This is a genomic window from Shewanella benthica KT99 (assembly GCF_000172075.1).
GTDB classification, from domain to species: domain Bacteria; phylum Pseudomonadota; class Gammaproteobacteria; order Enterobacterales; family Shewanellaceae; genus Shewanella; species Shewanella benthica_A.
Window position 1 is genome coordinate 59,873 of sequence record NZ_ABIC01000021.1, and the last position, 11,393, is coordinate 71,265.

The 11,393-nt window shown below is 47.1% G+C and carries 11 protein-coding genes; 6 read left to right on the plus strand and 5 right to left on the minus strand.

Going from position 1 to position 11,393, the window contains the following annotated elements; translation table 11 throughout:
- The first annotated feature begins 95 nt into the window (after positions 1-95).
- The 6 genes from KT99_RS11290 to KT99_RS11315 all read left to right on the plus strand — a co-directional run bounded on the left by KT99_RS11290 (position 96) and on the right by KT99_RS11315 (position 5,647).
- A complete protein-coding gene (locus KT99_RS11290) occupies positions 96-524 on the plus strand; it encodes a hypothetical protein (RefSeq protein ID WP_005500098.1) in 429 nt (142 codons plus the stop codon).
- Between the two features lie 211 nt (positions 525-735).
- Positions 736-1,353, plus strand: a complete 618-nt coding sequence (locus KT99_RS11295; protein WP_005500099.1) for a DUF411 domain-containing protein — start codon at positions 736-738, stop codon at positions 1,351-1,353.
- 5 nt (positions 1,354-1,358) lie between these two features.
- Positions 1,359-3,311, plus strand: coding sequence for a copper resistance system multicopper oxidase (locus tag KT99_RS11300; protein ID WP_198402021.1), 1,953 nt, complete (start codon positions 1,359-1,361; stop codon positions 3,309-3,311).
- Between the two features lie 50 nt (positions 3,312-3,361).
- The gene (locus KT99_RS11305) at positions 3,362-4,102 is read left to right on the plus strand and encodes a copper resistance protein B (protein ID WP_005500102.1); all 741 of its coding nucleotides are present in this window, start codon (positions 3,362-3,364) and stop codon (positions 4,100-4,102) included.
- A 158-nt stretch (positions 4,103-4,260) separates the two neighbouring features.
- On the plus strand, positions 4,261-4,659 hold the full coding sequence (locus tag KT99_RS11310; RefSeq protein WP_005500104.1) for a copper resistance CopC family protein: 399 nt from the start codon (positions 4,261-4,263) through the stop codon (positions 4,657-4,659).
- Positions 4,637-5,647 (plus strand): copper resistance D family protein, encoded by a 1,011-nt coding sequence (locus KT99_RS11315; RefSeq protein ID WP_083804842.1) that lies wholly within the window; start codon positions 4,637-4,639, stop codon positions 5,645-5,647. The genes KT99_RS11310 and KT99_RS11315 overlap by 23 nt, the downstream gene beginning before the upstream one ends.
- Positions 5,648-5,784: 137 nt before the next feature.
- Here KT99_RS11315 and KT99_RS11320 read toward each other — a convergent pair whose 3' ends face one another.
- From KT99_RS11320 to KT99_RS11340, 5 genes are all read right to left on the minus strand, one after another.
- Positions 5,785-7,797, minus strand: a complete 2,013-nt coding sequence (locus KT99_RS11320) for a transglutaminase TgpA family protein (protein ID WP_005500106.1) — start codon at positions 7,795-7,797, stop codon at positions 5,785-5,787.
- Positions 7,794-8,579 (minus strand): DUF58 domain-containing protein, encoded by a 786-nt coding sequence (locus tag KT99_RS11325; RefSeq protein ID WP_232504291.1) that lies wholly within the window; start codon positions 8,577-8,579, stop codon positions 7,794-7,796. Before KT99_RS11325 ends, KT99_RS11320 begins: the two co-directional genes overlap by 4 nt.
- Positions 8,580-8,807: 228 nt before the next feature.
- A complete protein-coding gene (locus KT99_RS11330) occupies positions 8,808-9,719 on the minus strand; it encodes an AAA family ATPase (protein WP_005500108.1) in 912 nt (303 codons plus the stop codon).
- A gap of 102 nt (positions 9,720-9,821) precedes the next feature.
- Positions 9,822-10,010 carry an EAL domain-containing protein gene (locus KT99_RS11335; protein ID WP_005500109.1) on the minus strand — a complete coding sequence of 63 codons (189 nt, stop codon included), beginning with the start codon at positions 10,008-10,010 and terminating at the stop codon, positions 9,822-9,824.
- 225 nt (positions 10,011-10,235) lie between these two features.
- On the minus strand, positions 10,236-11,393 hold a 1,158-nt coding region (locus KT99_RS11340), incomplete at its 5' end, for a transglycosylase SLT domain-containing protein (protein WP_005500110.1).

The following is an 11,393-nucleotide window of genomic DNA, read 5'->3' on the forward strand; positions in this document are numbered from 1 at the left end:
CTGCTTTAGTGTTTTATGAGCCTTGTTCTAGACTGCAAATATTTTTATCCCCTATATGTTTTAAAATAGGGTTTAAAAATGATGTCCTCTAGGTTATGCTAAATAAGTTAATCGTTTTTCTCGTTGAGGTTATGTTGAATATAGGTAAAGGGATCATCTTGATGTTGATGCTACTGACATTTGTCGGTCAGGCATACGCGTCTGTGATCATGCCTTACTCTATGTCCATGGGCATGACTCAAAACTCCATATCTCAACACACTATGGAGATGAGCCAGGATTCGATGCAAGACCCTGATTCGGCACATTCCGGCATGTCTCACATCATGACAAACGATGAGCAACAAGACTGTTGTAAGAGTGTATGTAATTGCGCTATGGGTTCTTGTTTCTCAGTGGCTTTAACCATGGCACTGCCTGGATTAGACATAACAACACACCCTCTACTTAAGATGAGTGTGTTCAAGATGACAACCCTCAATCAATACCCTTCTTCGCTTTACCGTCCTCCAATACTCGCCTGATAAGGCATAGATCCGTTTAAAATTTACGGTCTTAATCCTTTTGCTGCTCACTGCGTCGCACATGGTGAATTCTGTTAAGAATCTCAAATTCGCCCGACGTTAACTCAGTTCTAAGCCTGAAATCTGCTTGAACCCTTAGGTTAACTTTTAATCTTGTGGGTGATAATTCTACAGATTTATTGTTTTCAGGCTGCGTATATTCGGAGGCCCTATGGCTTCAAAAAACACCTTAGCAGAAAACGCTTTATCAGAGACTAAGAGCTCAAGACTCATGCCTTCAAAAGAGGGGCGTATAAGCAAGAAGCTCATGTTGATTCCCCTCCTCATGGCCACAGGTCTACTGGGAGCCGGAGCCGTTAATTACATGGGCAGGGAAGCCTTATCAGGCAATGTCACTGCCAGTAAAGACGCAGCGATAACGGCTCAGGTTCATTCTTTGGCAGTGTATAAAGATCCAAATTGCGGCTGCTGCGGTAAGTGGATCGATTATATGGATAACCATGGATTCGATGCTAAAGCCCATGACACTGAGCAGCTGAGCTCGCTCAAACAAGCCAAGGGTATCCCCGCCAATGTTCAGTCTTGCCACACCGCGATATCTAGCCAAGGTTTCGTGTTTGAAGGCCATATTCCCGCAACATATGTTCATCAGTTTCTAAACGATACTCCGCCAGGGGCTATCGGTTTGGCCGTCCCTGCTATGCCGGTCGGTAGCCCGGGAATGGAGTACGGTGACCAATTCAGGCCTTATCAGGTTTTACTGCTTAATAAAGATGGCAGTCGCAGTGTCTATGGTGAAGTTAACTCACTAGAGGAGTCAGTATTATGAATAAAATGCTTAAATCGTCTCAATTAATGGTGCCTGGAAGCTTGGTCAAGGCACCTGGAGCGCTATCTCGTCGCCGATTCGTCATGGGCGCGGCGAGTGCCATGATGCTGGCCAGCCTGCCTTTCACCCAGAGCGTGTTAGCCGCGTCGTTACGCAAAGGCTTAACGACGCTCAGTGGTAAAGTGTTCGATCTTAGTATCGATTATCAAACCGTTAATTTCACCGGCACCCATGTTCGTGCCACTGTAGTTAATCAAAGTATCCCCGGGCCTCTACTTCGTTGGAAAGAGGGGGAATCGGTAACCCTTAGGGTCAAAAACAACCTGGATGTGTCCAGTTCGATTCACTGGCACGGCATTATCCTGCCGACCAATATGGATGGTGTTCCCGGGATCAGTTTCGAGGGCATAGCGCCCGGAGAGACATTCGAATATAACTTTACTGTTGGCCAGAGCGGAACGTATTGGTATCACAGTCATTCAGGCTTCCAGGAACAAACTGGCATGTACGGCGCTATTGTCATCGATCCTAAGGATGCCGATCCCGTGGCATACGATCGGGAATACGTGGTGATGTTGTCAGACTGGTCAGACGAAGAGCCTGAGTCCATCTATGCCAAGCTCAAGAAACAGTCCGATTATTATAACTTTCGTGAGCGCACCTTAGTCGATCTCTTCGATGACATCTCAGCTAATGGTTTAGTTAACACCTGGAATGCGCGTTCTATGTGGAACAAGGGGCGAATGAGTGACAGGGATATTTCGGATGTGACCGGGTATACCTATACCTATCTGATGAATGGCAATACTCCGGAGAAGGGCTGGCAAGGGCTGTTTCGCCAAGGGGAAAGAGTGAGGCTCAGATTCATTAATAGCGCGGCCATGACCATTTTCGATGTGCGTATCCCGGGTCTGAAGATGACGGTGGTGGCCAGTGATGGTCAGAATATTCAGCCTGTGAGCGTCGATGAGTTCCGTATCGGTGTCGCCGAAACCTATGATGTGATTGTCGAGCCTGAAGTTGACAATGCTTATTGTATCTTCGCTCAGAGCATAGACCGCACCGGTTTCACCTATGGCAGTTTGACTTCAGATCAGGCCCTTACTCCCCTCATTCCTCCCATGGATCCCGTTGCCGTGTTAGCACACAGAGACATGGGCATGAACATGGAAGGCATGGACCACGGCTCGATGGATATGGCCGGGAATGGTGACAAAGCCATGAACATGGAAGGTATGGATCATAGTGCTATGCAGATGGACACGGACGCGGACAAAGCCATGGACATGAAGGGTATGGATCATAGTTCGATGCAGATGGGCACAGACGCGGACAAAGCCATGGACATGAACGGTATGGATCATAGTGCCATGCAGATGGCCAGTGCTACGGGTTTGGGGTTAGCCGGGTATGGCAGTAACAATGAAATTAAGCATGTTTCCAGTGAATTCGGTCCTCAGGTCGATATGCGGGCGGCGAGCCCCCGCAGTGGCTTGAGCGATCCGGGAATCGGGCTCAGGGATCATCAAAGCTTATACAAGCGAAAAGTACTCACCTATGCAGATATCAAGGGCCTGACTCCTACGCGGGATAAAAGGCAGCCTAGCCGGGAGATCCAGCTGCATCTCACCGGCAACATGAGCCGTTACATGTGGTCGGTAAACGGCATCAAGTTCGCCGATGCCGCTCCACTGGAACTTGAATTTGGTGAGCGAGTGCGTATCACCTTAGTCAACGATACTATGATGACCCATCCCATGCATTTGCATGGGATGTGGAGTGAATTGGAAACGGGTGATCCCGATTTTATTCCCCGTAAGCATACCGTGATAGTGCAACCGGGCTCGAGCATCAGTTATCTGGTGACAGCCGATGCGTTAGGTGGTTGGGCATATCATTGTCATCTGCTGTTCCATATGCCGGGCATGTTCAGAAAAGTCCAAGTTAACAACGCATAACTATAAGCTCAAGTAAAAGCTCAAGTAATAGCTCAAACAAGGGAATAAATATGGAGTCGCAAATGAATACCAATCCGCTAAATCGCTATCCCTTTATCGCCATCGCTCTGGTCGCCCTGGTTAGTTTGGCGAGTGTCGACATGGCCTATGGCGCAGAAACTGACGATCCCTTGTTGACCAAGGTGATGATCGATGAATTTGAGAACGATCTCAGCAGTAATAGTACCACCAGCTGGGGAGCACAGGCCTGGATTGGCTATGACCTCAATAAATTTTGGATTAAGACTGAGGGGGAATACTCGGGCGGAGATGTTATCGACGCCGAAGTTCAGGCCCTCTATAGCCGGGCCATCGCTCCCTATTGGGACTTGCAGATGGGGCTGAGACGGGATTTGAAACCGTCTCCTTCCCGTGATTGGGCTGTGCTGGGAATTCAGGGGCTCGCACCCTATTTCTTTGAAATAGATGCGGCGCTTTATGTGGGAAAGGAGGGGAGAACGGCGGTGAGTTTCAGTAGTGAGTATGAACTCTTGATCACCCAAAAGCTCATCTTAACCCCTGAGATTGAGATGAACTTCTACGGACAAAATGATCCCGATGTCGGTATCGGATCCGGTTTGTCAGATTTTGGCGCAGGCTTGAGATTACGCTATGAAATAGTCAGGGAGTTTGCGCCTTATATCGGGGTCAATTGGAGTAAGAAGTTTGGTAATACGGCGGATTATGCGAGGGATGAGGGAGAGGAAGATAGCGAGACTCAATTCGTTGTTGGTTTCAGATCTTGGTTCTGAGTCCGGTTTTTAGCACCCATATAGCAGAAGGGGGAATCGAGATCTGAAAGGAAAATAAGCTGCAAGAGTAAATCGACATTGGAATGATAAATCTAATAGTTACATAGTAAAAAACAAATTAATCAAGATATTAAACAATATAAATTGAAGGGGTCAAAATGAAACTAATCAAGACAATCGCAATATCTGCCACCATGATCTTTAGTTCTGCCGCGTTGGCGCATTCCGGGCTGGTTAAATCGAGCCCCGCTAAGAATGAGATGCAGCAAGGCTCGCCCCAAGCGCTGGCGCTGACATTTAGCAGTCCGGTACGCCTGGTTAAATTGAGCCTCAAGGATGGTACCGGTAATGATATCAAATTTGGTTTCAAGCCAAACATGCAGAGCTCAAAGCAATTCTCCCTAGACTTGCCTCAATTGGCCCCCTCAAGTTACTCGGTTAGCTGGATGATCATGGGCGAAGATGCCCATAAAATGAAAGGCAAATTCGGCTTCATGGTCCATGAAGTGATGGTAAATACCACTGAGCACGATCATGCCAGCCATTCCCATGACTGATGCATTCATGGCGCTAAGCCTGTTCGATATACTCGGCATCATGACTAAATGGCTCATCTATATTGGCGTGGCGTCGAGTCTGGGCGGCTTCTTGATGATGTTAATGAATGTCGGCTCGACAATCAGGAAACAGCAAATAGATTCAAGTACAGCAACAGCTTGTGACGACTTATCTGGCTACATGAGGAAGGGGGCCATGATCGGACTCTTGGCCGTCACTATAAACTTCTTCATTCAGGTAGCTTCGTTTGCCGAGACGGGTCTTTCGGGGATGTGGGATCCTCTGATGACAGAAATCCTCTGGCAGAGCTCTGTCGGGGGATCCGTATCTTGGCGTATTGCTGGTTTTGTGCTGGTTTTGCTCGCCACATTCATGCCAGTTAAGAAGACGGGACTCCCTCGACATAGCGCATTGGGTCTGCTCTTAGTGGCTACGTTTTGTTTGGCATATTCATTCACCTTGATAGGTCACAGTGCCGATATGGATGACTTAGGTAAGTGGCTGGTGGCTCTTCATGTTGTCACCATCGGTGCCTGGATTGGCTCACTGATCCCCTTGTGGACCAAGTGTGGCCGCTTAGAAGCGCAATCACTCAAGAGTGTCATGGACTTGTTTGGCAAGCTAGCCATATTTATCGTCGCTGTTGTGGTGATCACGGGACTGATATTGCTAAGCCTCTTGTTTCAAAGTCCTGGCGAGTTTATCGATACGGGTTATGGAAGAGCCATTTTGACTAAGCTTTTCATCATTTCGGCGATTCTGGCGATAGCGGCACTGCACAAGTTTAGCTTGGTGCCTAATCTTGTTGATAACGGACTGGAATCTGGCTCGTTAGCAGTGAAACTGAGCTCAAAACCAAAACAAGGCGAGGCGAACTCAGTAGGCATGTTGCAGCGTTCAATTGGGGTCGAGATCCTTATCGCTGCACTGATTTTAACCACAACCGCTGTGCTGTCCAGTGTGTTGGGGCCACAGAGTCTAGCTTAGCAGGGCTTTATCCTGCGACGTAGATATATTCATTTTGATACTGGCTACTGCATAGACTCAATGATTGAGTCTATGCAGACATGTTCTGATAAGACATATGTTTGTTGTGCGCTGAATCTATGCGTACTAGTGTCTTGTTAGAGCCTGATCAGTTTAAGCTGCAACTGCCGGGATAATCGAATAAATAGCTTAGTGGTGCTTTTTCTGCCACTGGGCGTTAATGTTCGATATTTAAGCGCGATGTAATACTGAGTCAATAGAGAGAAATCTTTAGCTATCACAGGTAGCTGGCTCTCTACACTATGGCAAAAATCTATCGGGCCCTGCTCGAGCCGTCTGGACACGCCTTTCTTATCTAATAACCGACAGACTCTTAAATAAGCCGATGATATTTTGTCTTTATCTGGGCTGAAACGCAATAATCCGGCACTGTATGCTATGACTAACATGATAAGAGCCAAGCTTGAGAGCATGAAAAAGGCTAACTTCTCTGTGGTGATCTTCCCCAGTAACTTATGTAACACCTGCTCTTGTTTATTCGAATCGAAGCCTAATACCCAGACACTCCAATAGAAATCTATGCTGGCTAATGTTTGCCTCAGTTCATTGAGAAGGGGATAGTCTCTGAGTCTAAGTGTGCTGAAGGGACTGTCGATAAAATAGCTGTCTCCTCCTTGAAAATAGCCATCGAAACCTTCGAGTATTCTCTCTGGGGCTATCATAGAGGTGGGATCGAGTCTTATCCAGCCTCTGTTCTCTAACCAGACTTCCACCCAGGCATGGGCCATATATTGATAGATGCTGAAATATTGGGCTTGTTTATTCCATTCGCCGCCCTGATAGCCTGTTACCATTCTTGCTGGTATTCCGCTAGCGCGAGCCATTACGGTTAATGCACTGGCATAATGAACACAAAATCCGGCCTTGTTTTCTAATAAGAAATCATCAATTTGCTGTGGACCTACAGGCGGTGGCGTCAGGGTATAAAAATAGGCTTGCTCGGTGAAGTAATTCATCATGGCATTGAGTCTCTTCACCGGATTTGGGTAGCGCCCTGCAAAACTCTTGGCTAATTTGTGGGTTCTGGGGTTACTCAGCTCAGGGAGCCGTAAATTAATATTCCTGACATTATCTGTGAGTGTTATATCCATGGGCACAGAGGGGAAAGATTTGACACTGTATCGAAACGTTTGTGTGAGGCTCTTGGTGGAATAGAGGCGGTAGTCTGGCAGTTGGATAATGTCAGCGGTATCGCTGAATGCGACGTCCAGGCCGAAGAGCCAGTGTTGGTTACTCTTCTGTGCAATAACAGAGTAATTTAGCCAAGGTCCAGTGGCCGCAGGCATGCTCGATGATGCTAAATTATTTGCTTCCGAGGTTTTAATGCTTTCGTTTTGTGTCCAGGTCTGACCGTCGTAATCTTCTAAGACCAGCGCCCGCCAATAAAGTTGATGATTGCTGGGAGGAGTGCCGTCAAACTTGACTCGAAATGCGAGAGCCGCAGAGCGTGTCAGCCTGCCTATTTCACCGAAACTGACTTCATCAGAGAGACCTGTTTGTGCCGTTTTCATTTGCGGCATCAACCACAGGGGAGGTAAACGAGGAAATACCAGGAAGAGCAGGGCGGCTAAGGGCAAGCTTTGTATGATGAGGATAAAGCCTATTCTGGCTGTTTCATAGAGCTTCACATCTTCCCGGTAGAGGCTCACTAACACACAAGTGTTAATCGCGGCAATGACGATTAACAGGGTAGAGAAGTAGAACGATTGCTGCCCGAGTAAGGTGATCGCGATAAGTATGTAGCCGACAATGACCACAATTCTGACATCACGCCGGTCTCTCGTCTCTATATATTTGAGTGAATAGCCTAAAATCAGCAAGTTGATTAAGCCGTTGAGTAAGCCAATTTTTGATGTGACCAGAGCTAGAGTCAATGCCGATGCCAGGGCGAGGCTTGTGACCAGCACACGAGGAGGTTTAGCTACTTTTCCCATAAAAATGCCGTAGCGCCATACTAGGCAGATGCCGCAGATGGCCATGGTCCATGGAGTCAACTTGTCATAGAGTGGCAGCAGTATCACGGCATTGATGATGAGTAACCAAAGTAGGCTGTGCCGGGATATGATCTCCTGTTGCTGCGACGGCTTCATTTTATCTGCTCCTCTCTCTCGGGCAGCAGCGCTATGCTTTGTTGACACACAATACGATGGCCCTCGCCATCCGCGGGAGGTATTTTATGTTGGCCTATGACTAGCCCGAATATATGCCCGCGTTCACTGAGTTTATCGATGGACCAAGTCAATTTACTGATCCTCTCCTCGATATCTGGAGAAGTTAGATTATCTAAAGTGAGCCAGAGGGGTTGTCCTTGGGGTTGCTGAAATTCCTTACTCAGCATGCCACGTCCCTGTGCCAGTTGTTTCCATGCGACCTGTTTCAATGACTCTCCGGGAATATGTTGCCTGAGGCCTTTAAACTCATCGACTCCCTGAACATGTATGCCCCGGTCTAAAGTGTGGCTTATATCGTCCGTTGCTAAAGAAGACAGCTCTGATTGTGATTCGATGGGACTGGCAAAGACGATCAATTGATTATCAAGATCGATATGTGACCAGGCTCTGCATAATCCAAGCGGGTATCTCGACTCTATTTTCAAGCGTCCAGGAAACATTCTGCCTCGGCTAAGATTGTTAAATTGCAGCAGAGAAACTTGTGGTTCCTCTTTAATCACTTTGAGCACATTGACCTGGTTATTGGCATAGGAAAGCAATACTTCAAATTGAACTTGTTTAGATGACAACTTTATTGGAAATATCAGTGTATCCCCAGCATAGGCTTGAGGCGGAGAAGATGAACTCAGTGACAGCCCTGCAAGGTTTTTATAACTGTAGATGATGCAGGTATTGAATAGGCTTACCAGTAAAAAACTCAATCCTATAATCAAGTTGTTTTGATAATTAGTGCCGAGTATAAACAAGAGCAAGATCAGACTGATCCACAATAGGCCGAAGCCCGTAGGGAGAATGAAGATACTTTTATGGGCTAATGTGACCTGTTTCGATGGCGGCAGCCTACGTGCTAACCAGGAACGCCACCAGAGCGAAGGTCTCCAGGGTTTTGTAGTCTTAGTGGAATTAGCCCGATTCATCATTATGCTAAGTTACAGTATAGGGTTGACGTTGCTGAGAATTTTTTGAGAAAGGGCGGCTCCCTGCTGATGACTACTGCTGCGGATCCTATGCTCGGCTACCGATGAGAACACAGCCTGTACATCTTCGGGGACAAGGTAGCTGCGTCCATTGAGAAAAGCCCAGGCTTTAGAGGCTTGGAGCAGTGCCTTGCTCGCACGTGGTGACAGGCCAAATCCCTCATTCTGGACGCGGGAGGCAGCGACGAGTGCGAGCACATAATTAAGTAAGGCATCGGAAGCGGTAATTTTGCCAACATCTTGCTGTAACTGAACCAGTTCGATTTGGGATATGCACTGGGGAAGAACCAGAAGCTGGGGCGACTGGTCATGTCCTTTGAGCATTTCGAGTTCGGCTGCTGCGTTTGGATAACCAATGGATAGGCGCATCATAAAGCGATCGAGCTGAGATTCTGGCAGTGGAAATGTGCCTGATTGCTCACTGGGGTTTTGCGTCGCTATCACAAAAAACGGACTGGGCAGCGGGTGAGTGATGCCATCGACGGTGATCTGACTTTCGGCCATGGCCTCGAGTAGTGCACTCTGTGTCTTGGGACTGGCACGGTTGATTTCATCCGCTAGCACCATCTGTTTGAAGATTGGCCCAGGATGAAAGATAAACTGAGCTTGCTCCTTATCGAAAATAGAGACACCTAGAATATCGGCGGGTAACATATCACTGGTAAATTGTATCCGCTGATAACTGAGTCCCAGACTCTGGGCGATACCATGGGATAGACTGGTTTTCCCCATGCCGGGAAGATCTTCGATCAGCAGGTGTCCTTTGGCGAGAATACAGGCAAGTGCCAGTTTTATCTGTTCTGGTTTGCCTAATAGAACACGCCCAAGCTGAGTGATAATATCTGAAATTGTCTGTTTGGACATTGAATTCTCTTTACTGGCATTATGGCATTACTATGCGACAAATTAGATTCTCGATCCAGTTTCTTGATTCTAACTCTAAGTCTCTAAGTCTAGGTCATTTCGTTACCCTTGCATGAACTCTAACAGAGATGCCTGATGATGAAGATGATCGAAGACGATATTGGGCGGGGTGTGACGGCCATCGAGATCGGTAAATCTAGACAGGGCTTCATAGCCATAGATAGACGAGTCCGAGGTGTTGATCAGCGGTTGATATTCTGCGCCCAGGTAAAGATTATCCAGTGATATCATTAAGTCGATCTTAGTATCATTATGTTAATGATAATTATTCACAATAAAGGCTGGCTGTCTAAGCTTTTTACCTGAAACTGAGTTCGAATGAGCTAATTTTCATCACACTGGTGAAATCTGCACGTTTTTTAACTCCCAAGGAGCTGAGACACAGGTATTATTGTATTAAGTAACTCGAAAGAATCTTAGTTATGTTTGCTGAGTAGACTGTTAATTACCTATTGATTAATATTTAAAATCCAGTTCTTTAGCCGAAAATAGTTCGGGCTGCTTACCTTGTTTGATTTGGTAGATGACTCGATAGCTAAGCACTGCCTGTACATACTCACGGGTCTCGGTGAAAGGGATAGCTTCGATGAAGGCGACAACATCGAGTTCTCCATTGGTTTTCTTTAACCAACGCTTAACCCTATGGGGACCGGCATTATAAGCCGCTGTGGCTAACACACGATTATTATTGAACCGCTTTAATAGGGAAGCATAGTAAGCACTGCCGAGGCGAATGTTTATCTCATTAATGTACAGACTAGGTGTGCCCTTGTATTTGACTCCAGCTTTCCTGGCTGCCTCTTTTGCGGTCGCAGGCATGAGCTGCATCAGGCCTCTGGCTCCGGCCCCCGAGGTTGCGTAAGGGTAAAAAGCACTCTCTCTTCTGGCTATAGCCCTGAGTTCATCGATATTGACCTTCTGCTTCTTGCTGGCGGTCACGAAAGCTTGCTCGGCAGCATAGGGGAAACGTAATCTCATGTCGTTCCACAGTTTGCCTTGTATGCTGGCCTGAACACCGAGAGCGTGCCATTTATTCTCCAATGCAAATATTGCATACTCTTTTTGCATTGCTCGGCTGTGTCGGCCCAGCATCTGAACCCACTCAGATCTGGCATCAATAGTCTTATCTATTGCCAGTAGTTCTATCACGCGCGCCAAGGCTTTATCGTCGAAGATTTTTTGTCTCAGAGCCGGGTCAGTGACGGTGTCAAGGTGCTCGAGTTGATATTCACTGTTGAGCTCGAGTGCCGCGGCATAACCATAAAAATTTCTATGCTTGCTCAAGTTCGCTAATCTGTTGTTAGAGTGGTTATCGACAATATCTGAGCTCGGAGCAGGAGAGGCTTGAGTCGAGATGATTTCATCGACCCTGGACTGCCAATACTGCCATCTGGGTTTAGTTTTTTTCTGTTCACTTAGCTGGGGCAAATAGGCAATAAGGCTAGCGAAGTCAGCCTCTCTGATGGCCCACCTCAGTCGCAACTCCACCAGATCATCACTGTCTAGTAGTGGCAACATGGTATCGACGAATGGTTTTAGCCGATCTTCCTGTCTGATGATGGCGCATTTGACGAAGTAGCGGCTGAGTTTTCTACCTTGATAATCACTAAATCT

Bases quoted from the DNA above. Each gene is read 5' to 3' on its own strand.
- KT99_RS11290 (WP_005500098.1), top strand. From the start codon at position 96: ATGCTAAATAAGTTAATCGTTTTTCTCGTTGAGGTTATGTTGAATATA.
- KT99_RS11295 (WP_005500099.1), top strand. From the start codon at position 736: ATGGCTTCAAAAAACACCTTAGCAGAAAACGCTTTATCAGAGACTAAG.
- KT99_RS11300 (WP_198402021.1), top strand. From the start codon at position 1,359: ATGCTTAAATCGTCTCAATTAATGGTGCCTGGAAGCTTGGTCAAGGCA.
- KT99_RS11305 (WP_005500102.1), top strand. From the start codon at position 3,362: ATGGAGTCGCAAATGAATACCAATCCGCTAAATCGCTATCCCTTTATC.
- KT99_RS11310 (WP_005500104.1), top strand. From the start codon at position 4,261: ATGAAACTAATCAAGACAATCGCAATATCTGCCACCATGATCTTTAGT.
- KT99_RS11315 (WP_083804842.1), top strand. From the start codon at position 4,637: ATGCCAGCCATTCCCATGACTGATGCATTCATGGCGCTAAGCCTGTTC.
- KT99_RS11320 (WP_005500106.1), bottom strand. From the start codon at position 7,797: ATGAAGCCGTCGCAGCAACAGGAGATCATATCCCGGCACAGCCTACTT.
- KT99_RS11330 (WP_005500108.1), bottom strand. From the start codon at position 9,719: ATGTCCAAACAGACAATTTCAGATATTATCACTCAGCTTGGGCGTGTT.
- KT99_RS11335 (WP_005500109.1), bottom strand. From the start codon at position 10,010: ATGATATCACTGGATAATCTTTACCTGGGCGCAGAATATCAACCGCTG.